Origin of the sequence: Spirillospora sp. NPDC048823, from assembly GCF_043198445.1 — a bacterium.
GTDB lineage: Bacteria > Actinomycetota > Actinomycetes > Streptosporangiales > Streptosporangiaceae > Spirillospora.
Map to the genome: position 1 here is coordinate 20134 of NZ_JBICUT010000005.1, position 21863 is coordinate 41996.

The 21863-nt window shown below is 69.2% G+C and carries 17 protein-coding genes and 2 pseudogenes; 9 read left to right on the plus strand and 10 right to left on the minus strand.

What is annotated here, in order from left to right:
- Positions 1 to 217 precede the first annotated feature (217 nt).
- Positions 218 to 415, plus strand: coding sequence for a hypothetical protein (locus ACGFK0_RS13460; RefSeq protein WP_392904138.1), 198 nt, complete (start codon positions 218 to 220; stop codon positions 413 to 415).
- Positions 416 to 432: 17 nt separating this feature from the next.
- On the opposite strand, the gene ACGFK0_RS13465 is transcribed toward ACGFK0_RS13460, so the two are convergent.
- Both ACGFK0_RS13465 and ACGFK0_RS13470 read right to left on the minus strand, forming a co-directional pair.
- Positions 433 to 2472, minus strand: coding sequence for a hypothetical protein (locus ACGFK0_RS13465; RefSeq protein ID WP_392904140.1), 2040 nt, complete (start codon positions 2470 to 2472; stop codon positions 433 to 435).
- 336 nt (positions 2473 to 2808) lie between these two features.
- Positions 2809 to 6054, minus strand: a complete 3246-nt coding sequence (locus ACGFK0_RS13470; protein WP_392904142.1) for a BTAD domain-containing putative transcriptional regulator — start codon at positions 6052 to 6054, stop codon at positions 2809 to 2811.
- A gap of 72 nt (positions 6055 to 6126) precedes the next feature.
- Here ACGFK0_RS13470 and ACGFK0_RS13475 point away from each other — a divergent pair, with 72 nt between their 5' ends.
- From ACGFK0_RS13475 to ACGFK0_RS13490, 4 genes are all read left to right on the plus strand, one after another.
- Positions 6127 to 6765 carry a hemerythrin domain-containing protein gene (locus ACGFK0_RS13475; RefSeq protein ID WP_392904145.1) on the plus strand — a complete coding sequence of 213 codons (639 nt, stop codon included), beginning with the start codon at positions 6127 to 6129 and terminating at the stop codon, positions 6763 to 6765.
- Between the two features lie 39 nt (positions 6766 to 6804).
- Positions 6805 to 7242, plus strand: a complete 438-nt coding sequence (locus ACGFK0_RS13480; RefSeq protein ID WP_392904148.1) for a DUF4267 domain-containing protein — start codon at positions 6805 to 6807, stop codon at positions 7240 to 7242.
- A gap of 68 nt (positions 7243 to 7310) precedes the next feature.
- Positions 7311 to 7553, plus strand: a complete 243-nt coding sequence (locus ACGFK0_RS13485; protein WP_392904150.1) for a hypothetical protein — start codon at positions 7311 to 7313, stop codon at positions 7551 to 7553.
- A gap of 69 nt (positions 7554 to 7622) precedes the next feature.
- Positions 7623 to 8852, plus strand: a complete 1230-nt coding sequence (locus ACGFK0_RS13490) for a PQQ-binding-like beta-propeller repeat protein (protein ID WP_392904153.1) — start codon at positions 7623 to 7625, stop codon at positions 8850 to 8852.
- A 165-nt stretch (positions 8853 to 9017) separates the two neighbouring features.
- Here the strand turns inward: ACGFK0_RS13490 and ACGFK0_RS13495 are convergent, their stop codons facing one another.
- A complete protein-coding gene (locus ACGFK0_RS13495; protein ID WP_392904155.1) occupies positions 9018 to 10067 on the minus strand; it encodes a hypothetical protein in 1050 nt (349 codons plus the stop codon).
- A gap of 467 nt (positions 10068 to 10534) precedes the next feature.
- On the opposite strand from ACGFK0_RS13495, the gene ACGFK0_RS13500 reads away from it, so the two are divergent.
- From ACGFK0_RS13500 to ACGFK0_RS13510, 3 genes are all read left to right on the plus strand, one after another.
- Positions 10535 to 11503 (plus strand): WD40 repeat domain-containing protein, encoded by a 969-nt coding sequence (locus tag ACGFK0_RS13500; RefSeq protein WP_392904157.1) that lies wholly within the window; start codon positions 10535 to 10537, stop codon positions 11501 to 11503.
- Positions 11504 to 12095: 592 nt separating this feature from the next.
- Entirely contained in the window at positions 12096 to 12689 is a 594-nt protein-coding gene (locus ACGFK0_RS13505) for a recombinase family protein (protein WP_392904159.1), read from the plus strand.
- Complete coding sequence (locus ACGFK0_RS13510; RefSeq protein ID WP_392904162.1) at positions 12686 to 13603, plus strand: hypothetical protein; 918 nt, start codon at positions 12686 to 12688, stop codon at positions 13601 to 13603. The genes ACGFK0_RS13505 and ACGFK0_RS13510 overlap by 4 nt, the downstream gene beginning before the upstream one ends.
- Positions 13604 to 13824: 221 nt before the next feature.
- Here ACGFK0_RS13510 and ACGFK0_RS13515 read toward each other — a convergent pair whose 3' ends face one another.
- The 4 genes and pseudogenes from ACGFK0_RS13515 to ACGFK0_RS13530 form a co-directional block, all read right to left on the minus strand.
- A complete protein-coding gene (locus ACGFK0_RS13515) occupies positions 13825 to 14526 on the minus strand; it encodes a hypothetical protein (protein ID WP_392904164.1) in 702 nt (233 codons plus the stop codon).
- Positions 14527 to 14567: 41 nt separating this feature from the next.
- Complete coding sequence (locus ACGFK0_RS13520; RefSeq protein ID WP_392904166.1) at positions 14568 to 17660, minus strand: Tn3 family transposase; 3093 nt, start codon at positions 17658 to 17660, stop codon at positions 14568 to 14570.
- A gap of 262 nt (positions 17661 to 17922) precedes the next feature.
- Positions 17923 to 18339, minus strand: coding sequence for a PQQ-binding-like beta-propeller repeat protein (locus ACGFK0_RS13525; protein ID WP_392905106.1), 417 nt, complete (start codon positions 18337 to 18339; stop codon positions 17923 to 17925).
- 12 nt (positions 18340 to 18351) lie between these two features.
- Positions 18352 to 18609 (minus strand): annotated as a pseudogene (locus ACGFK0_RS13530) (helix-turn-helix transcriptional regulator); the annotation flags it as partial.
- Between the two features lie 136 nt (positions 18610 to 18745).
- Here ACGFK0_RS13530 and ACGFK0_RS13535 point away from each other — a divergent pair.
- Complete coding sequence (locus tag ACGFK0_RS13535; protein ID WP_392904168.1) at positions 18746 to 19141, plus strand: RidA family protein; 396 nt, start codon at positions 18746 to 18748, stop codon at positions 19139 to 19141.
- Between the two features lie 422 nt (positions 19142 to 19563).
- On the opposite strand, the pseudogene ACGFK0_RS13540 reads toward ACGFK0_RS13535, so the two are convergent.
- The 3 genes and pseudogenes from ACGFK0_RS13540 to ACGFK0_RS13550 all read right to left on the minus strand — a co-directional run bounded on the left by ACGFK0_RS13540 (position 19564) and on the right by ACGFK0_RS13550 (position 21726).
- Positions 19564 to 19984: pseudogene (locus ACGFK0_RS13540) on the minus strand (helix-turn-helix domain-containing protein).
- Positions 19985 to 20120: 136 nt separating this feature from the next.
- Positions 20121 to 20618: a pyridoxamine 5'-phosphate oxidase family protein gene (locus ACGFK0_RS13545; protein ID WP_392904171.1), complete on the minus strand. Its 498-nt coding sequence runs from the start codon at positions 20616 to 20618 to the stop codon at positions 20121 to 20123.
- 178 nt (positions 20619 to 20796) lie between these two features.
- Entirely contained in the window at positions 20797 to 21726 is a 930-nt protein-coding gene (locus ACGFK0_RS13550; RefSeq protein ID WP_392904173.1) for an RNA polymerase sigma-70 factor, read from the minus strand.
- Positions 21727 to 21863: the final 137 nt, after the last annotated feature.

Consider the following 21863-nt stretch of genomic DNA (forward strand, 5'->3'; position numbering starts at 1 on the left):
GCGGTTCCCGGCTGCGACGCAGACGGCGACCGGCTGAGGTTCGCTCTGCAGTTGACCACCGCCAGGTATCTGGCCGCGGCCGGCCCCGGTACCGGCCTCGGCCGTGATTTCGCAAGCGTCTGTGGGATGTGACACCATCCGCCGATGATCTCGGCTTCTCGCTTTGCCGAACTCGTCCGTGAACGACTGCCGTCCGCCACGGCGGAGACCTGCGGACGTGGACGCGTTCGCCTCGGGGATGTGGCGGAAGATCCTCAAGGACCCGGCCCGGCCGGTGATGCTGGTGCGCCGCCATCTGGAGGTGTGCGTGTTCTCCTACCTCGGCGCGCCGGCCCCCGTGGAGAATTCTTACAAGCCGGCCATGGTCATCCCGGGTGACTTGAATGCGGAGGTGGACGGCGGGCACGTCGTGTGACCGTGCGCCAGGGGGCCCTACTCTTCATCCAAGTCTTCGAGAGACTCGCGCACTTCGATGACTTCGGTCGGGACGTCTTCCGTGGGCCAGCTCGCGGCGAGGGCCTGGAGCATCCGACGGTGCTCTTCGAATGTCTCATCCCGTATGAGGACCAGGGCGGCGGCCGCCTGGATCTCCAACTCGGGGCAGCGGGTCGCGCTCAAGAGGACGTCGATGGAGTTGTCGCTCCGGAACTCCCCCAGCAGATGCAAGGCCTGGCTGCGCTCGCTCGTTGGGACGGCTTCGTCGCACACGATGTCCCCGAGAGCCTGGACGAGCCGGGGGTGGGAGTGGTCGACGGACCAGAGCACGTCTCTGATGGTGTCGAGGATCTGGTCGCGAAGCGAGCCGGCGCTCTCGAGCGAGTCGGCGAGCACGGACAGGTCGTCCTTCGCGGCGATCCTCAGCGCCGACAGGGCGGTGAGGTGGGCGGCGCGGGGGCCGTAGTCGCGGCTGAGCTCGGGCGGGGACGGCGGGTCCCGCAGGATCTCCTGGATCAGCGTGAGGACGAGCGCCCTCGCCGGTTGCCGTGCCTCTTCGCCACCTCGTGCGAGGGCGCCTTCCGGGTCCCACCAATGGTCCAGGGCGATGCCGACGGCGGCCACGTCGCCGCTTACGAGCATCGTGCGCATGGCGTCGTGGTATGCCTCGTCCGCCGTGGGGAGGCGTAGCCTTCTGTGCGCGCGGTGCAGGTCCGGGTCCTGCAGCCGGTGCCCCTCCCAGTGAACGCTGTGCGGCTTTCCGAAGACCAGGTCGATGGGGCTCTGGCCCCGGAAGCGCACCGGAGGATGCTCCTCCCAGCTTTCGGCCAGGTCTTCCATGACCGCACGGTGGCGGTCCAGGCCGCCGGTCTTCACCAGGTAGGAGACCGCGTGCACCTGCACGTCCGGCTCTCCCTCGCGAATCGCACGCAGAAGGACGTCGTCGGCGCCCGCGCCGAGCCCGTCGGCCAGGATCCGGATCGCCGTCTCCTTGGTGCCGTGGGAGGCGGAGGACGGGTCGAAGATCACACCGCTCACCGCCTCGACGAGCCGGGTGTCTGCGGTCTCGGCCTCGCCGAAGAGCCCGTACGCCATCCAGATGGCCTCATGCCGGACCGTGTCGGAATCCGTCCGGCCGAGGATGTCCACCAGCAGGTCGGCGTCACCCGGTTTCGCGTGCTGCGCCCCGATCATGTTCAGCGCGCTCACCTCGGCGGGCGAGATCGGACGACGGAGCACCTCGCGGGCGCGCTCCAGAACCTCGGGCAGATAGGCGTCCGCCAGGGCGGAGTCATCCAGGACGTGCCGCAGCCCTTCCCAGTGTTCGTAGTGGTCGAGCGCGATGCCCACGGCGACCGGGTCGTCGCTGCGCAGCAGCGTGGTGAACGCCTCCAGGCACGTCTGGTCGGTCAGCGGGAACCGCAGCTCGTCGTGAGCGTTCCGGAGGGCCGGGTCGTCCAGGTGGGCGTCCTTCCAGTACGTGCTGTGGAAGCCCACGAGCGCATCACGAACGTTCCTGGAAAAGGGGCCGGCGTCCTCTGGCCAGGAGTCGAAGAGCTGCTGGAGCAGCTCGCGGTGCACACGAACCTTCTTGGGCGACGATGTCAGCTGTCCGGCGGCGCTGACCTGGACCTTGAGGTCACCGGACTCGGTGAGGCGAATGAAGAGGGCCTCCACCTCGGGCATGTCGAGGTCGCTCAGGGCATGGATGACGGAGCAGCGATCCCGCGCGTCCAGGCTCTCGTCGAGGGCGATCGCGCGAACGGCCGCCAGGAGCCGAGGGTTCGGCTCCTCCGCGTCCCCGAGAGCGGTGGACGCGGCCATCACCGCTTCCTCCCGCAGCCTGGGGTCCGAGGTGGTTTCCAGAATCTCGGCGATCCGGTCGGCGTCCGCGTCTTCGCCGAGGTGCCACACCATGGTGAGCGACCAGGAGAGCGCCCGATGCCGGTTCTCGTCATCGAGCCTGGACGACCGGTCCAGGAGGTCGCGGGCGATGAAAAGCACCTCGTTGTTCAGTGGCCAGTACGGGTTATCCACTCCCCACCTGGTGTCCGCCTGCGCCTGCTGTATAATCGCTCAGCGCATCGCACACGACACCCAGGTCACCGCTGTGCAGCCGCTGACTGAACGCCCCGAGAAACGACGCGTCATCTCCGTCCGGCATAGGGCCTCCTCCATGATCGGCTCGCCAGACTGGCACACCCGTCCGCCCCAGGTCCTCCCATTTCAAGGCTCCCTTCGCCCAGCGTCCAGCGCCTACACGGCGCAGCGGGCGATGGAGGCCACATGGTTCACTCCAGCCGACTCCAAAGTCCTCACCACACCCTGATCTGGACGCCGGACGCTGCAGATGTGCGGCGCCGTAGGCAGAGGCTAGGTGGTCGTTCGCGACCGGACCTCGGCGGCCCAGTGGGGGGCGTTCCACCGGTCGGCGATGGCGGCGGCCTGAGCGAAGTGGGCGGCGGCCTGGTGGTCGCGGCCGAGGAAGACGGCCAGCTCGCCGAGGGTGTGAGCGACCGGGCGCAGCGCCACCGACAGGCTCGTCGCGCCCGCCGGGGGGCCGTCGCGGTGCGGAAGCAGCGTCGCGTAGATCTCCTCGGCGGCGGCGCAATCGTTCAAGGCGACGATGGCCATCGCCCGCAACGTTGCGAAGAAGGTGAAGAAGAAGTCGGGGCGGATCGGGCTGGGTGACGCGCGGACCGCGCGGGCTTCGGCGTCCAGGCCGTTGGCGTGGAGGGCGAGCGCGAGCAGGTCGGAGGTCATGGGGCCGAGCGCGGCGTGGAGTGCGCGCACGTCGTCCAGGTGCGCGCCGAGCGTGCCGTCGTTCAGCCAGATCGTGGCCAGGGCGAGTTGCAGAAAGCCCGTGGCGTGCACCGACCCGATGCGCCGCATGCCCTCGTCGACCTTGAGGTAGAGGAGTTCGGCGTCGGCGAGCCGGCCTTCGATGAGCGCCAGGGTCGCCAGCGTGATCTCGGCGACGGCGATCGCCTCGGGCACCCGGTAGGCGCGCGCGAGTTCCAGGGCCTCGGTGATCACCTGGTGCATGGTCACCGGGTCGTTGGCTTCGGCGGCGGCACAGGCATGGTTGAGCAGCCCGGTGATGCGGTAGACCGGCAGATCGTGCTCGGTGCCGATCTCCACGAGCTCCCGGCAGAGCTCGGCGTCGCCGTGGACCCCGACCAGGATCTCGAGTGCCGCGGCCCGCAGCCGGGGTCCGGTGGCGAGGTCGAGTGCCTCCCGCGCTGCCTCCAAGACGGTCGGGTCGTCCTCGCCGACCAGTTCGTTCGCGTACACCGTCAGGAGCCGGGACCGCACCGAAGGGGGCAGGTCGCGCTCCAGCAGGCGGCTCAGGCGGTCGACGATGGGCCGGTCCACCGTGCCATACGTACGGACCTGCCAGACGGTCGGCTCTGTCCACGCGGTGAAAGCTGCGATCATCAGGTCGTCGCGGCCCAGTGACTCCGCGTACTCCACGGCTTCACGGCGGGTCTCGCGGGCGGCTCCGACGGCTCCAGCCCGGATCTGTGCGCGCAGCAGCCTGCCGAGCAGTTCGACGCGTTCGTCCGGTCCGGTCGAGTTGGTGACGGCGTCGGTGAGGAGGTCGGCCGCCACGTCGTGGGCGTAGCGGGCCTCAGCAAGCTCGGTGGCCCGGACGCAGTAGCCGACGGCCTTCGGTGAGCCGGCGCGCGCGTAGTGGTGGGCCAGCGCCGCGATGTCGTCGGTGCCTTCAAGAGCGGCGGCGATCCGGGCGTGCATCCGGGTGGCACGCAACCTGCTGACGTCGGCGACGAGCGTGTCCCTGACGAGGGCGTGGACGAAGCGGATGTGGCCCGGGCCGGGCTCGTCGAGGAGCCCGGCGATGACGCCAGCGTCCAGCGCGTCCAGCACACCGTCCTCGTCGGTGTCGGCGGCCTTGACCAGGACGTCAACTGAGCTTTCCCGGCCTGCGACCGCGGCGAGCCGGAGGATGGACACGCCGCCTTCGGGCAGCCGTGCGAGCCGGCGGCGGAGGACGTCCCGTACGCCCTCGGGGACCTCGGAGAGGGCGACCAGCGCGCCTTCGCCGTTCAGCAGCCGGGCGCTTTCGCGCACGTAGAACGGGTTGCCGCCGGTGCGCTCGGCGATCCCGGCGATGGTCTCCTCGTCGGCCTCGCATTCGGTCCGTACGAGCTCCGCGACGGCCTCGTCGTTCAGCCCCGGCAGCGCCAGGCGGAGGGGCGTGGCGCGCGCGAGGGAGGCCAGCGTTTGGGTGAGGTGCCCGCTCTCGTCCGCGCGGTACGCGGCGACGACCAGGATCGGGGCCCGCGTGCCGAGGCCGCCGCCGAGCAGTTCCAGCGTGGCGGCGTCCGCCCAGTGCAGGTCGTCCAGCACGAGGGCGACCGGGCGTTCCGCGGCGACCGCCGCGAGCCACTTCCACACGGCTTGGCGAAGCCGGAACCGTCCCGCGGTGGCGTCGTCGTTCACCGGTCCGGTGTCGGTGAGCAGCGGCGCGAGGTCGTCTGCGAACTCGCCCGGGGACATGGTCGCGGCGACGGCTCTGAGCGCCTCGGTCCAGGCCCACGCGGGCGGCGCGCTGTCGACCTCGGGGCAGTGCCCGGCGGCGACCAGCCATCCGTCACGTTCGAGCCGCCTGCCGAGGTGTTCCAGCAGCGTCGACTTGCCGAGCCCGGCCTCGCCGGTGACAAGGGCGATGCGGGCGCCGTCGGTAGTGGCCTGGGCGGCGGCCGTGACCAGTGCCGACAGCTGTGCCTCGCGTCCGACGAACGGCGCCTCGATGATCGGAGCCGGCCGCGGCAGCGGTGCGGTCGGCGGTGGCGGTGGCACGGTCTCGCGCATGACGTCCGTGCGCTGGGTGAGGATCGCCTCCTCCAACGCCGTCAGGTCCGGGCCAGGGTCGAGCCCGAGCTCCTCGGCGAGGATGCCGCGGGCGCGGCGGAGCGTCGCCAGGGCGTCGGCCTGGCGGCCGCTGCTCCACAGTGCCAGGGCGTGCAGCCGCCAGCCCTCCTCGCGCAGCGGCTCGTCGCGGGTGAGCCGCTCGGCATCGGGCACCACCGCGGCGGAGTCGCCGATTCGCAGACCCGCCGCGACGTGCAGTTCGGTGGCGACCAGGCGCAGCTCGTTCAGCCGGGCCGTCTCGGCGGCGGCCCACGGCTCGTCGGCGACCTCGGCGAACGCCGGGCCCTGCCACAGTCCGAGCGCCTCGGCGAGCCGAGCCTGGGCGGCGCGCGGGTCGGTGTCCGTACGGGCCTGGTCGAGCAGGTCCTCGAACCGCCACGCGTCCACCGACTCCGGCGGCAGCCGCAGCGCATAACCGGGCGACGCGCTCACCAGCAGCCGGGCCGGCGTGCGCGGCGGACGCCCGGGCTCCACCAGCCGGCGCAGGTTGGACACGTACGCCTGCAGGGACGTCAGCGCCCGCGCGGGCGGCTCCCCGCGCCACAGGTCCTCGATCATCCGCTCGACCGGCACGACCTGCCCACGCGCCGCCACCAGCAACGCCAGCACGGCCCGCTGCCGCGGCCCGCCCAGGTGCACGGACTCACCGTTCACCTCGGTCGCGAACGCGCCCAGCACCCGGATGAAGACCATGATCCGCACATCGTACGTGGACGGTTCCAAGTCGGCTCCAAGTCCCCTCCAAACACCCGGGAGCAGCCTGAACATGTCGCAACCGATGAAGGGCGGGAACAGATGAGCGTCGACACCCGGGAGATGGAGATCGTCCACCGCGTGCTCCGCCGTGAGTCACGGCTGCTGGTGGAGCTCGTCGCGGCCGTCACCCCGGGCGACACCGCTCGCGCCAAGGTGATCGCCGACCATTTCCGCGTCTACCGGCTGGGCCTGCACAACCATCACGAGGGCGAGGACGAGCTGCTGTGGCCGCCGCTGCTTTCCCGGGTGGACCTGGAGGCCGACATCGTCCTGCGCATGCAGGCCCAGCACGAACGCATCGCGGCCACCCTGACCCGGCTGGACGCCGCGTTCCCCGCCTGGGAGGCCACCGCCGGCGCCGGCGAACGCGACACCCTCGTGGCCGCCCTCACCGAGCACCGCGCGGTCCTGCTGGAACACCTCGACGACGAGGAGGCCACCCTCCTCCCGCTCGCGGCCAAGCACATCACCGAACAGGAGTGGGCCTCCCTGGGCGACCACCTGGTGAACAACGCCCCCAAGCTCACCCTGCTCACGCTCTTCGGCGCCGTCCTGGAAGACGCGAACCCGGCCGAGCGCGCCATCGTCCTCAGCGGCCTCCCCGGCCCGGTCCGCGTCATCTGGCACGTCATCGGCCGCCCCCGCTACGCCCGCCACATCCGCCGCGTCCGCGGCTGAACCCAACCCCGACCCGTCTGAACGTCAAAGGGAAGAACCATGTCGCTGAAGAACATCAACACCGTCCTGGCCACCGCCAGCGTCCTGTTCAGCCTCTACCTGGGGATGTCCTTCATCCTGACCCCCGAGACGTCCGCCCCGGGCTTCGGCCTGCCGACCTGGCCCTCTGGCGACGGCGGCGGCTTCCTCAACGTGAAGGGCAACCGCGAACTCGCGATGGGCCTGGCCATGGGCGTCCTGCTGGTGACAGGCCAACGCCGCGCCCTGGGCTGGGTCCTGCTGATGGTGGCCGTCGCCCCGTTCGGCGACATGATCACCGTACTGGCCCACCACGGCTCCATGGCCGCCGCGTTCGGCATCCACGGCCTGACCTCGGCGCTGATCGCGGTCAGCGGCCTGCTGATCCTCCGCGAGACCAGCAAGGCCCGCAAGGCCCAGGAGGCCACCGCCCCAGCGTCCGCCGCGCAGCCCGCCTGACGTCTGCACGCCCGAAGGGGTTCACGGTGTTCCTTCGCATTCTCTGAGAACTCGAAAGGGAGACGACAATGACGATCAACGATCTGCGCGGTGTCCTCAAGGGGCGCGTGCTCCTGCCCGATGACGACGGCTTTGAACAGGCGGCCACCGCGTGGAATCTGACCGCCAGGCAGCCCGTGGCGGCCGTGGCGGAGGGGAACGAGGTGGAGGTACGCGCGGAGGAGCGCGTGGGCGCGCCGGGGGTCAGCGTGACCGGCTACACCCTGGGCGGTGGGGTGGTGGAGGATGAGGAGGGAGTTCAAACGCGCTGACTTACGGCCTCGGACGCCGGCCCAACACAGTGGATGGGTCGGGGGCGCTTCGCGGCTAAAGTCCGTGGGATGATCCTTCCGTTTGGAAACGCGCGCCGTACCGGCGAACACCTCGGCGCGGCGATCTCCGGTGCTCCCGAGACGGCCTGGGTCTTCCGGGGCGAGGCGGAACTGACCGGGTCGCCCGCCTGGGACGGCGACCTCGTCGTGGTCCTCGACGTGGACGGCGGCGTGCACGGGCTTGAAGCTGGAACCGGGGAGCCCAGGTGGTCCCACCAGAACGAGTGGGGCCCCGCGTCGCCCTCCGGCTCGGCGGTCATCACGGCGACCGGAGTTCTGCACCTCCACGAAGAAGAGATCGTCGAGCTCGACCGCCGGACCGGCGAGGTGAACGGTGTCTGGGACTGGGGTGGCCAGCACATCACGGCGTTCGACGGCGTCCTGCTCGTGGACGGCGCGTATGCGGTGGATCTGGCCACCCGCACCGGCCTGTGGGAGGCTCCGGGGGCGAGCCTGCTCGCGCCACCGGCCACGCATGACGGCATCATGGTCGTGACGGACGGTTTCGAGGGCCATCACGTCCACGGCGGGGTGCACGCCTTCCGCTATGGGACCGGCGAGCGGCTCTGGTCGATCGGCGACCGGCAGAACGCCGAATGCGTCGCTCCCGCCCGAAACATGGGCGACAACACGGGCGACTGGGAGGTACCCGGCCTGACCCATCCGGTGATCGCTGAGGGCCGGGTGTGGTTCACCCGGCTGCGTGGCCACGAGGATGGTGCGTGGCCGCATGTCTGGCCGTGGGACGCCATGGAGTTCGTCGGATGCGACCTCAAGACCGGGACCGAGGAGTGGACCTGGACTCCCTTCCCCAGGCGGTACCACTTCCAGCCGTTCAAGGCTCCGGCGTACACGGACAGGCTGCTGCTGTGCGTCACGGCGACCGCGGAGCTGGACGCCGCCGACGGATCGCCCCTTGAGCCCGGCGAGTCCCGGCTGACCGCGGTGAACACCCGGACGGCCGAGCCGGCCTGGAGCAGTCCCCTGGACGGCTTCCCAGTCGGCTCACCGGCCCTGGCAGGCGGCGTCGTCCACGTCGTCACCCGTGACGGCACGATCGTCGCGCTGGAGTCCACGACCGGCGAGGCCCGGTGGACCTACACCTGCGGCGAGCCGCTCGGCGTCACCGACGACGATCTCGCGGATACGGCTCCCTACGAAGAGGAGCCCGCGCGTCTCGTCCCCGGTGACGGCTCCGTACTGGTCCAGACCGCGCGAAGCGTCCGGCTCCTGCGCTGAGCCGGAAATCATGGTGAGCGGATGAGCCGCAAGTGACCATGGGTGTGGTGTTCCGTAAAGAGGCCGCGCGCCCGTACAGTCGAACGGGTGGCTTTGTTCACGTCGCACAGCAACGTGTCGATAGCAGTTCGGGAGGCAGCACCCCGGGAGCCACCAGGCACGACGTCAGCTTCGTTCGAGGTCCCACACGAGTACCCGGCCGTCCCGCCCCGCCGTGATGGCGACCGTGCGACCGTCCCAATCAGCGACGCGGACGCCGACAACCTCCCTGCCGTGGTGTTCGTCGAACGGCCCATGGACGAGGCGGCGCTCCGCCAGCGACCACACGCACACCCGCCCGTCCTTCGAACCGGTCACCGCGACCGGACGGCCGCCCACGACGCCGACATCCATGCAGGAAACAGAGTCCTCCTCCTCTTCGGCGAACTCTGTGTCAAACTCGATCGAATCCTCGTCGATCGGCCCTTCCCACTCCCATGCCCCGGTGTCGGGGTCCCCCAGGATCACCCGGTCCCCGCTGGCCGCCACCACCCGAAGGCGGCCGTCCACCGTCGCCAGACCGACGTCCGCCACGGGCACGGGACAGGGAAACTTTCTGACGGCGCTCTGGGTGTCGACGTCCCACACCACCACACTGTCGTCGTCGCAGCCGAAGATCGCGACCGTGCGGCCGTTCAGCGTGCCAGCTGCGATCCCGGTGACGGTGTCCCGGTCTCCGTAGAGCACGGCTGGTTCGACGTCCGTGGCACCGTTGGTGTCTGTATGTGCCGCATCCCACATGTATGTACGGTCGCTGCAGCTGATGAAGAACGGTCGCCCGTTCAGCCGCACCGTCGCTACCTTCCCCGTACCGCCGTGGTTGAGACGCGCGTGCACGCGGACAGCTCCGCTGGCCAGATCCCACTGCGCGAAGGACTCTCGGTACTCGGCCCCACCGACCACGATTCGACCGTCCACGACGGCGGCGCAGACTCTGGTGAACAGCTCGGCGGCCTTGTCATTGTCGGACGGGAGGTGCCCGACCATCGCGCGGAAGTCGTCGGGGCGGTACGGCATGTCCAGCCGGTACCGCGTCCATCGGTCCTCGGACGGCTCCCAGACCCACGCTTCCGGCTCGACGGCGCAGATGACGAGGAGACGACCGTCGACGGTGACAAGGTCGAGGTCCCAGAGGCGCCCGGCCGGGAGTTGGCTGGAGAGAGCAAGTGCAGTCATGCGCCCGGAGTGTAGGGGCGAGGTCTGACAGGCCCCCCACCTGAGGCCGCCTGACCGCGGCGTGGCACGTCTACCGCATGGCGACAGCCTCGATTATCAGCAGCCCGCCTCGGCGGCCGGAGTTCTAATGAGGACGAGGGAGGGCATGGCCATCGCTCGCTCCCGCGGCAAGCTCAAGGGGGGGTGCCACCGGAATACGGCGGAAACGGGCCGTGGCTCAAGTATCTGCTGGTCAGCGCGCTGAGAGTGCGGCGTATGCCGTGGATCTGCCGATCTTGAGGGTGCGGGCTGCTTCGGCGACGGAGACGCCCTCGTCGACCTACAACGTGACCCGACGATACCTTTCAGGCGTATTCCGGCTGGCCCCTCCCCGGACATGTGCGAGGAGCGCCGCGAGGTCTGGACCGCCGCCACCGAACTCCTCGAACGCCTGAACACCCCGGGGACGGATCACTATCATCTCGCAGATGATCACAACGGACGACGAATCCGGCGGAGCTTTGATCGGCCAGGTCCAGGTCGTCCAGCACGCGGGCGCCTCGATGGTCTTTTGCATCGACGACCGGGGCTACGGCATCAGCGCGTGGACGCCGTCGACCGGGCGCTGGACGTCATCGGATCTGACGTACGTGCACGCGGAAGACCCGAGGATGGCCGCGTTCCCCGACGCGGACAACGTCCTCACCACGTTCGCGGCCCTCTCCCGCGGCGGAAGGCTGCTCCTGGCGGCGGGCGGCCATGAGCAGGAACCGGCGCTGTGGGATTTCGACAGCGGCGAAATCGTGGCCCGCACGCCTCTCAGCGGCGCGTACACGGCCGCTGTCATCGCGCTCGACGAGGCGTTCGTGACCTACCAGCTGTACTCGGACGAGATCAGGCTCTGGGCGCCTGACGGCGCCGTCACGGTACTCGGCCACGTACCGAATCTGCGGCGGCTCGCCTTGGTTCGGGACGGCGACCGTACCCTGATCCTCGGGTTCGGGGAGAGGATCACGGCCTGGGACGCCACAACGCTCACCGAAATCGGCGAGTACGCACCGTTCCCGGGCCCGATCCGGGCCGCGACCACGTGCGTGCTGGATCAGGACGCGATGGCCTTCTCGGTGGTGAAGAAGGTCGGGCTCTACGCCTGGCCATTCGGCGCCGGCAAACCCCTCTACGGCCCTGTTCTCCTAAAGGAAGGGCTCCCCGACTCGATGGCGGTGACGAATGTCGACGGTCGTCCGCTATTGGTGATGCCGATCCAGAACTCGCTGCGCCTGCGGGACGCCAAGGACGGAACCCTGGTCGGCCGCATTCCCACGTCCGGGTATCGCGTCACGGCGATGCAGGCGGCGACCGTCGACGGCCGTCCCTCTCTCGTTACCGGCGGGGATGATGGCGTCCTGCGGATCTGGGACGAGACCGACCTCGCCGAACAACTCCGTCCAGTCTAAACCATCCCCCAGATATGGGCATTTGCCCGCAACCCCGTGACGGTGTCGGTGTTGATCACTACCATCCCGCAAATGATCACAAGCAAGGCTCGGGGCTTGAGCCTGGCACTCAACGGTCGTGTCCTGACAGGCCGGAGAGCGCGGGCATAGGCGGTGGAACGCCCGATCTTCAAGGGGTGCCACCGGAATACGGCGGAAACGGGCCGTGGCTCAAGTATCTGCTGGTCAGCGCGCTGAGGGTGCGGGCTGCTTCGGCGACGGAGACGCCCTCGTCGACCAGGCGCCGCAGGGCGGCGAGTTCAGCGGGGCCGATGACCCGGGGGCGGCCGATGCGCTGCTTTCCGGGCAGAATCTTCCTCTCGGCCTCGCGCCGCTTGGCGGCGGCGATCCCCTCGGCCTGACCGGGGTTGAGGAACCTGCGGACAGCCGTTGGCGGTGAGAATGATCTTGGGTTGGGGTGTCCGTTAGGGGAACGCTCACCGGACAACAACGGTGAGCGCCCGGACGCGAACGCGACCTGCGGCGACGCTGTCTCACATAGGTAGTCCGCGAATCTGTCCGGTGAAGGGGGGCTAAACGGTACGCTGCGCGGGTGGGAGAACTCATCGGCTACGCCCGTTGCTCAACCGTCCTGCAAGACCTCACTGCCCAGACCGAGATCCTTCTCGGACTCGGCGTGCCTGAAGACCGCATCTATCTCGACAAGGGACTGACCGGCACCAACCGGGAACGACCCGGCCTCGACCAGGCCCTCGCGGCCGTCCGCGTCGGCGACACCCTGGTCGTCCCTAAGCTGGACCGGCTGGCCCGCTCGGTGCCCGACGCCCGCGACATCGGCGACGCCCTGGTCGCCCGCGGCGTCCGGCTGTCGCTTGGCGGCAGCATCTACGACCCGGCCGACCCCATGTCCAAGATGTTCTTCAACATGCTGGCGGTGTTCGCCGAGTTCGAAGCCGACCTGCTGAAGATGCGCACCCGCGAGGGCATGGCCATCGCCCGCTCCCGCGGCAAGCTGAAGGGCCGCGCACCGAAGTTGACCAGCCGGCAGCAGGCCGAGCTGGTGCGCATGCACGCCACCGGTGAGTACACCATCGCCGAGCTGATGGAGGTGTTCTCCGTCGGGCGGGCGACGGTGTACCGCGTCCTCGAACGCGCCGGCCAAGAACGTGTAGGCGGAGCGGCATGAGTCGCCGCGATGCCAGGCTCGATCGGGACGTGGCCGCGCTGCTAGCCGCCAAGGCGTTCATCGAGATCCGCTGCCTGGCGGGGAATGCCCGGCGGAGGTCGGAGGATAGCTCCGTCGAGGAGGACCTGGACCGCATGAGGTTCCTTGCCGACCTGTGCCACAACATGCCGGGAATCGCCCGGCCACGTCGCTGGCGGCCGTCCCGCAAAGGCGCCTCCCTCAGCAGCTTCCAGCAGGCGATGGCGCAACGGCCGATGAGTTGGACCTGGAACACCGCCGGCCCGGAAGGGCGCGCATGGATGCTGCGTCACGTGGAACAGGCGGGGCTGACGTGGACGCCACCGCCACCGCTCACAGCTCACCGCAAGGGCCCGTCGCCGATGACGCTGAGGCAGTGGGCCGGTGTTCTCCTGGGGCATTGGCCGGTCAGAGCCCCGATCGGGCGCCAACCGCTGCCAGCCGAAGCACGCATCCTCAAAGCCCTCGACACCGACGCCATCTGCGCTCTGTACACCGAGGCCGGGCGGCTGCGACTCGGACTCGGCAAAGGCGGACCATGGCTCCGGGAACACCTGGATCCCGACGGCGTCCACTACCTAGTACCGGACCCGGCGAGCTATTACTGGCCCGGCAACTCAAATGCCAGCGGCGGGAAGATCCGCTGGTGGCAGTGCACCGTGCTGCTGCGGATGTACGACGGCGAGCAGGTCAGCGGCATGCTCGCCGTACTCCCGGAAACCTTCGCCGCGCTGCCGCCGACCGTGCCCCGACGAGAACAGCTACGCCTCCTACACCGCGCCCGTTCCACCGAACGCGACACCTACCTATGGGGCCGTGACCACAAGCCCGAATGCGCCCCACAGGTATGCGGCTACGTCCCCGAAACCACCGACGACACCCCGCCAGCCGACTGACGAGGCCAGCCCGCTCATCCCTCTGAGCAGAGGACTTCGGAAATCTGTGCAGAGGACTTCGGAAATCGACAGACACTCTAACGACCAGGCTCGAAACCGTCCAGAAACCTCCGTCCATAAAGACGATGCGGCGAAGCCCGTCGATCATGGGGAGCAGAACTGGTGACACCGCTCAAGATCAAAATACTGGCGCGGCCTTTGTCCTCACCCGGCTCACACCTCTACGATTCTTCGCCCGTGATTCGCATACGCTCCTCCAATCTGGCCCGGAGATCCGACAGGTCGTCATCGGGGAATTCATGGGCAAGAAAGTCGAGCCCGTCGCGCAGGTAGGGCAGTGAGGCGCACATCCCGTAGTTGTCCGGATCCGGCTCCGCGAAGAGGTACTGCCAGTCGTAGAGACCCCTGGTGCGCAACATAACGTCGAGGTAGTCGCCGTAGCCGATGCGGAGCCGAGTGGGACCCTGCCTGATGTCGAAGTACCAGATCTCCGACGAGTCCTGGTTCCGGGTGAGCCTCAGCGCGGAGTAGGTGCCGGTCCCCCCCACCGGATGGGTCTCGAATATCTTGAACTCCTCGACCAGTTGCCGCACTTCTTCGGGGGCCGCCGGATTGATCACCGATCTCGGTACGCCACGTATCACCGCCTCGCCGATGTGCATGATACGGAATTCACCTGCGATCGCCTTGAACGGGTCCAGAGCCCGCCAGGCGAACAAGAGGCTGGAATGACGGTGAAAGTTCCGAGTCAGTTCTTCGGATAGCGGAATATCCTCCACTTTCCGTATTATCTCAAATGCGTCTTCGGCGCGTTCCATGTAAACAGCCAACGGTCCCCGGTCGTATTTTTCCGTTCGTATGGAACTGCGCGCCTTGATCTTCTCCACTGTCTCGCGAAGTCTGCGTTCGTAGTCGGTTTCCACGATTTCCTCCAGTTGAGGGTCTCGGTAGTCCTGGCTTTAGATCATGGGGCGAACAGGACGCGGGATTCGAGGTCGAGTTGCGTGGTCGGGGTGGCGGCCGGTGGGGTGAGGTTGAGGATCCAGTTGCCGAACCGGCGGATGACATGGGTGATGTAGGGGGAGATGGTGGCCAGGTTGTCGGGGTCGACGGGGCGGCCTTCGGCTGCGATGGCGTTGGCGGCGTCGGTGATGTCGCAGGCGGTGGAGTAGATCACGCAGTTGGCGAGCAGCTCGTTGAACTTGATGATCTTCTCTTGGTAGTCGGGGTCGTTGTGGCCGATGAGTTTGCCGCCGAACATGAGCCAGTCGGCGAAGCCGTGGAAGGCTTCGTTGCGGTTGGTGACCTGGGTGATCTGCTCGCGCAGGTCCGGGTCGGACAGATACCGCAGCAGCGTGATGGTGCGGACGGCGCGGCCGAGTTCGCGGAAGGCCCGGTAGAGGCGGTTCTTACGAGAGTGGTTGCCCAGACGGCGCAGCAGGGTGACCGAGGAGATCCGGTTCTGCCGGATGGAGATCGCCGTGCGCAGCAGGTCGGTCCAGTGAGTTTCGATGAGCCGCCAGTCGATCGCCTCGTCGCCGAACAGCGAGTCGATGTGCTGGTAGGCGGTCTCCGGGGTGGGCCGGTAGAAGATCAGGTCGTGCCAGTTGCGGATGCGGGGCAGCAGGTCGAACCCCAGGAGCGCTGCGAGGCCGAAGACCGGCAGCGACTGGCCTTGGGTGTCGGCGTGGATGGTGTCGGGCTGGATTTCTGAGGCGTTCTTCAACAAGCCCTCGATGATGTAGACCGCCTCCCACACCCCGCACGGGATGAAGTGGGAGAACAAGGCGACATAGGTGTTGGAGATGTGCCGGTAGGCCAGACCGCCGTAGCCGCCGTACCGGATGTGGCTTTCCGCAAGGAGGTTGTTCTCCCACGTCTCGACCTGGGAACCGTCCGCGGCGACGGTCTTGCCGTCACCCCACACCGAGGCGATATCGAGCTGGTTGAACGCGTTGATCACCGTGGTGGAGGCTTTGGCGATCTTCTCGCTGGTGGCGTGCTGGTTCGCGGCCCGGGCAAGCTCGGCAGCACTGACCTTGCCGCGCATATGCGCGGCGACCTGGGCCGGGCCGAGCAGGGTGCCGTAGGTGAACACCGTGAGCACGTACCGGCCGAGCGCTTCCTTGATCTTCGGGTCCGATCCGGAGGCGGGCCCGAAGCTGTGGTGCCAGCCCAGCTGGTAGGCGGTGCGGGTGAGGATGTCCAGCAGGTCCCGCTGCGGCAACCGATCGTGCACCGCCTCCTCCAGGAGAAGCGCCTCCTTGCTGCGCTCGGCGCCCCTCCGTCGCCGCAGGATCGGACGGCCGCCTTCCAGGACGAGGTCGGTGTTGCCCGGATAGCCGGCGTCGACGCCTGCGGCGACCTCGGTCAAAAGCCCCCGGTAGTGGCCGGTCAGCTCCGCAGCGTCCGTCGGGAGCCCGGCCTCGGCGCAGAACTCCTCCACCAGCGGCGCGCACTCCTGCCAGCTCATGAGCTGGTCGTGCAGGTTGGCGTAGGAGTCAGACCCCGCCACCGCGATGTCCCCCGACCGCAGCTCCGCGGCGAGGTAGGAGAACACGCACACCTCCAGGTGGCGGCGCACCAGCATCCCTGGCCGGGCCGGATCCTTGAGGATCTTCCGCCACATCGCTGAGGCGAACGCGTCCACGTCCGCCGACAACGTCGCCATCACCGTCGTGCCGTCGGGGGCTTGTTGTTCCACCGTGACCTGTTCGGGGACGAACGCGGCGCGGGCGTTCCGCTGGGCCTGCAGGTACTCCACCGCGTCCAGCACGCTGCGGTCGGCGTTGGTCGACTCCAGATCGATCGACTCCACCAGCGTGAACAAAGCGGAGCGGTGCGAGCGGTAGTGCGCCTCCAGCAGCGGTAGGTAGTTGTTGCCGTGATGGGCTGAGACCGCCTCGTGCGCGGCTGCCAGCGCCTCCAGCCCACCCGCCTGCTCCAGGGCCTTAAGCACCAGACGGCCGGCCCGTTCGGCCACGTCCCCCGGTGCCCCGCCCGCAGCGCCAGCCGCGTCCTGGTCGGGCTGTTGCCCGGCTGGGGTGGTGGCTTCGCGGACGCCGTCCAGGACGTCGCCGAACACGCCCAAGAGCCGCTCTGACTCCGCCCGGTGGATCTCCCGCAGCGCCTCCAGCTGGTCACGGCCCTTCTTGTGGATCGCCGCGATCCGCTTGCAGAACATCGTCACCACGTCGTCACGGACCCCGGTCCGCGCCGTGTGCAGCAGGCTGACGATCAACGTGAGCCGCTTGTCCTCATCCAGCACCTTGCGCAGGTCCGCGACGTCGGTCACCCGCGCCTCACCGGCGAAGTGCGCGACCTTGCCCGGCGGGACGCCTTCCAGCCAGGCCTCGGTCGGGCCGATCGCGTCCAGGTCCCGCAGAAACGCCAGACGGGCCTTGAACTTGCCCAGTGACGCGGCCTGCGCCACGTCCTTCAACCCGTCGTACTCGCTGCGCCGGGAGACCGGATCCACCGCCAGCAGCCGGGCCAGCCCCGCCCGGGCCGCAGCATCGACCCGGCCCGCCACCAGCGTGAAGAACCCGCGGTTCACCTCGGTGCGGATCTTCTTGGTCAGCTCGTCCAGCGTCGTGTAACCGGGCAGCTCGCACTGCGCCCGGACCAGCTCCTCCAATGCCACGTTGATCAAGTCAGCCGGATTGTCCTTCGCCTGCGCTGCCTTGCCGATCGCCTCGGCCGCCACCGCCCGAACCCCGGCCGCGTCGTAGGTGACGCCCATCCGGGTGCGCACGAAACTCCGATGCCGCTTCGCCGACCGCTCCGCGGCCTCAGCCAGCATCACGCCCTCGGGCAACCCGACCACACTGCGGATGTGCTCGGCGACCACCGCCGGGACGTCGGCGAGCTTCGGGAAGTACCCCAGCCGCTGGTAGGCCTTCAGCCACACCAGCAACGCCAGCAGGTGCTGGTCATCCTGCGTCTTACCGCGCGCCCACTCCACCTCGCCGGCTGACGGAGTGAACACCTCCGCCAGCTCCCGCGCAGACACCGCCCGCGTGAACCTCGGGTACGCCGTCCGGTCGATCGACGCCACCCGAACCCCCGGAAACCGTCACCAACCAGCGCGAACCCCTGGAGTCTACGGCCGATGATCAAGAGCGCGGCCCGTTTCTGCCGTATTCCGGTGGCACCCGAAGGGCAGGCAACCCAAGCTGTCCGTCCGCCAGCAGGCCGAACTGCTCCGCATGCATTCCACTGGCGAGTACACGATTTCGACGTTCATTGCCCGCACAGGTTGCGCCTGGCCACCGCACCTGCTGGCCGAGCCACGCCGGATCCCCCTGGAGCGGCGCGGCTCAGCGCACGGCGATGATCCCCGCCCGAGTTCGCACGTAGAGCACGCCGTTGGCCGGGATGATCACCTGTCCGTCCTCTTCAAAGGCGCATTCCACGTCGAAGTAACCCATCTCCTCCTTGTCGAGGATCCGTTCGCCGAGGTCGACCTCCCAGCGGACGTCCCCGGACCCGGCGTCGAGTGCGAGCACCCGCCCGTCCCGCACGGCCATGTAGACGAAGCCGTCCGCGATGACGGGAGTGCCCGCACCCGTATCGGGCAGCGGGCGCGTCCACCGCACTACCCGGTCGGTGATGCCGATCGCCGTCACGGCCTTGGCGAACGACGGTTCGCCGTGGCCCCCGTCGCCCGGACCGTTCACCGCGGCGAACACCGTCCCATCCACCACCGTCACCGCGCCGGCCGGAGTCTCCGGCATCCGGTGGATCCAGCGGACCCCGGCGACCAGCAGGGCAAGCGCCTCGTCGTGGTTCAGTCCGGTGAGCTCGGTCCGGAAACCGGGCAGCAGCGCGAACCCGCCGTGCCGGCCGCGTTCGGCGTAGACCGGGACGCCGGCCGCGGACAGCGCCTCGATGTCGCGCAGCACGGTGCGGGTGGACACCTCGAGCTCGCGGGCCAGCGCGGCGGCGGGCAGCCGGCCGTGCTGCCGCAGCAGCAGCACCAGGGAGACCAGCCGGTCGGCGCGCATCCGAAAACCCTACCGGGATACATGACACGGGATGTCGTGATTTGCCGGGAGGCTTATCGGCATGTCGAAGAAGACCGCGGCTACCGAGCCGATGGACGTACGTGATGTCGACGATTCGAATGGAGCTGGTGCGGATATGGAGCGGACGGCGGTCAACCCGTGGGCCTGGTCTGCGGAGATGGGATACAACCAGGGTGAGATCGTCTCCGGGCACACCAGGACCCTGTACTGCGCCGGGCAGACCGCGATGAGCGGCGACGGCAAGCCCCAGCATGCCGGTGACATGGCGGCGCAGCTGGCGCTGAGCCTCGACAACCTGGAGGCCGTGCTCGGCGAGGCCGGCATGTCCCTCGCCGACCTGGTCCGGCTCAACGTCTACACCACCGACGTCGACCGGCTCTTCGAGCACTACGGCGTGCTGGCGTCACGGCTGGGCGCCGCCGGGGTCGCGCCGTCCACCACGATGCTCGGGGTGACGCGGCTGGCGATCCCCACCCTGATGGTCGAGCTTGAGGGGACCGCCGTCGCATGATGCGACCGTGCCGCCTCCGGCAGCCCCGCCGGAGGCGGCACGGGCGGGAGGCGGGTGGGGGATCTCCGGCGCTCGACTCGCGCGACACGAGCGGGGACCGCGTTCTCAACCGGCGTTCCGTGTCCGGGGTCAGGTGCGGCGGGCGGCCCAGACGGTGCGCTCGGTGCGTACCGTCAGGTCGTCGCGGCGCAGGATGCCGTGCGGGCCGCCGGGGTCGGGGAGCCGGTCGAGCGCGGTGAGGTCCTCGGGGGAGAGCGTTTCGGCGACGGCGCCGCGGATGCGCTGGAGGATGCCGTGGGCGTAGCGGCCGATGGAGGCGGTGTGTTCGGCGAGGACCTCGGCGTCCGTGTCGAGGATCTTCGCCTGGCCGTCCGTTCCGTCAAAAGCTCACCGCTGCGCGGGCCGTCGCGGGGCATGCGCCGTCACTCGGGAGCGCCCTGGGCGTCGTCGCCGTAGCCATCGCGCTGGTGGCCGCGCCGGGCGTCGCGGTCGAAGATGCCCAGGATCTCGCAGGGCCCGCCCTCGGCGCCGATCGCGTGCGGCATCATCGTGGGGAACTCGGCGGCCTGATTGGTCTCGAGGCGGAAGCGGCGGTGGCCGAGCATCAGGACCGCGGTGCCCGACAGGACGACGAGCCATTCGCGGCCCGGGTGGGCACGCATGCGCGCCGGGTTCTCGGGCGGCGGCTCGGTCATGCGCTGGGTGCACCACGCTGCGGCTCAGTGACGACTGGCTGAGGTGGGCGCGGGTCGCCAGTTCCTCCAGCGACCAGCCCTGCGCCACCCGCAGTGCGCGGATCCGTTTGCGTACGAGGCTGTCCAGCCCTTCGTCTTCTTGCGTCATGCGCAACCTTGTATGTCTTGGCGGCAAGTTCCTCTCAGCGTCGTGTGCATGAGCATGAACCAGCCCGTGAAGGCCGCGCCCGCCGGCGGGGACGCGAGAGCCGGGCGCAAAGCGAGCAGACCGCTCCCCACCCGGGTCAAGCGTCCTGACGCTCGTCCCGCTGCCGGATCAGTTCTTCGACCGCGCTCGGCAGGGTCGTCTCGAAGTCGATCAGCTTCGCCCACGTCGGGGTCACCACGATCCGGACCATGCCGTCGTAGAGCGAACGCACCCCCGCCTCCCATTCGACCCGCTGCTCGGGCGTCATCTGATAGGAGCCGTTCATCTCGAGATACTCGTCCGGGATGCCTTCGACGACGTCCAGTTCGGCCCGGCCGCGGATGAGCAGGATCGTCGGCGGGTGCACCTCGGTGTCGATCGTCAGGGCGACCGCCGGGTTCTCCCGCAGGGACGTGAGTTTCGGCGCGTTCTTCGCCGTGCACATGACGATCTGCGAGCCGTTCCAGGAGAACCCGATCGGGACATTGCGGGGTGTTCCGTCCTTGGCGACGTAGGCCAGGCGGGTCAGGTCGCGGGCCAGCATCTCCTGGCTGAGCGGCCGGTTCAGAACTTCGGTGATCTCGTTCGGTTGCACGGTCTTCCCCTTCGCTGCCGTTCTGCGGCCTCTTCGAGCCCGAGGCCGCCTGTGTCCCTGGGACGGAGCCGGCGCCGCGTTCTCGACATCCGCGGGCACGCCGATTTCCAGGACGCGGTCCGCCCTCGGGCCGTGCAGCCGGGTGTACCCGCTGCCGAAGGGGCGTCAAGGTCCGGTCTCAGCGGCTCAGCGCGGTCTCCCGCTCCACACGCGAGAGCTTCTGGGGATTGCGTACGACGTAGAGACCGGTGACGAGGCCGTCCTCGACCCGCACCGCCACGACTCCGGCGATCCGGCCGTTGAACCGCAGGATGAGACCCGGGTGGCCGTTGACCTGGACCGGCTCGGCCGACGTCACGGCGCGGAACCGGTTCAACCCGCCGGCCAGCAGGCGGGCCACCTTGCCGGACCCCACGATGGGCCGCGGCACGGCCCGCCTGAGTCCGCCGCCGTCGCTCAACATGACGACGTCCGGCGCGAGGATGTCCAGCAGGTCCTGCAGGTCGCCCGTTTCGACCGCCCGCTGGAAGGCCGCGATCGCGGCTCGGGTCTCGGCCGGGGAGACGACGTCGCGCGGCCGGCGCGCGGCGACGTGCGCCCGTGCCCGGTGGGCGATCTGGCGGACCGCGACGGGACTCTTGTCGACGGCCTCGGCGATCTCGTCGTACCCGAGGTCGAACACCTCGCGCAGCACGAACACGGCCCGCTCGGTCGGTGCGAGCGTCTCCATCACCAGCAGCATCGCCATCGAGACGCTCTCGGCCAGCTCGACGTCCTCGGCCACGTCGGGCGCGGTCAGCAGCGGCTCGGGCAGCCACGTGCCGACATAGGACTCCTTGCGCCGGCCGAGCGTGCGCAACCGGGTGAGCGCCTGCCGCGTGGTGATCCGGACCAGGTACGCGCGCCGATCCCGCACCGCGGCCAGGTCGACGCCCACCCACCGCAGCCAGGTCTCCTGCAGGACGTCCTCGGCGTCGGCGGCCGACCCGAGCATCTCGTAGGCGACGGTGAACAGCAGGTTGCGGTGGGCGACGAACGCCTCGGTGGCGGCGTCCGCGCCGTCGCCATGAGCCGGCGGCCCGCCCGTGTCCGTTGTCCGCTCACTCATCGCCGTCCCCCGTCCGTTCGCTCTCGATCCCCTGCGCGCACAAGACGCCGTCCGGCGCCGCCGTGTGACATCCGCGCGCGGTGGCGCACGTCATAGGGCGGCGCCGTCACAGGGAGCGGGCCGTCGGCATCTCGTGT

Coding starts and splice junctions, on each gene's coding strand:
- ACGFK0_RS13475 (WP_392904145.1), top strand. CDS start 6,127: ATGAGCGTCGACACCCGGGAGATGGAGATCGTCCACCGCGTGCTCCGC.
- ACGFK0_RS13480 (WP_392904148.1), top strand. CDS start 6,805: ATGTCGCTGAAGAACATCAACACCGTCCTGGCCACCGCCAGCGTCCTG.
- ACGFK0_RS13485 (WP_392904150.1), top strand. CDS start 7,311: ATGACGATCAACGATCTGCGCGGTGTCCTCAAGGGGCGCGTGCTCCTG.
- ACGFK0_RS13490 (WP_392904153.1), top strand. CDS start 7,623: ATGATCCTTCCGTTTGGAAACGCGCGCCGTACCGGCGAACACCTCGGC.
- ACGFK0_RS13495 (WP_392904155.1), bottom strand. CDS start 10,067: ATGACTGCACTTGCTCTCTCCAGCCAACTCCCGGCCGGGCGCCTCTGG.
- ACGFK0_RS13500 (WP_392904157.1), top strand. CDS start 10,535: ATGATCACAACGGACGACGAATCCGGCGGAGCTTTGATCGGCCAGGTC.
- ACGFK0_RS13510 (WP_392904162.1), top strand. CDS start 12,686: ATGAGTCGCCGCGATGCCAGGCTCGATCGGGACGTGGCCGCGCTGCTA.
- ACGFK0_RS13525 (WP_392905106.1), bottom strand. CDS start 18,339: ATGCCGGAGACTCCGGCCGGCGCGGTGACGGTGGTGGATGGGACGGTG.
- ACGFK0_RS13535 (WP_392904168.1), top strand. CDS start 18,746: ATGGAGCGGACGGCGGTCAACCCGTGGGCCTGGTCTGCGGAGATGGGA.
- ACGFK0_RS13550 (WP_392904173.1), bottom strand. CDS start 21,726: ATGAGTGAGCGGACAACGGACACGGGCGGGCCGCCGGCTCATGGCGAC.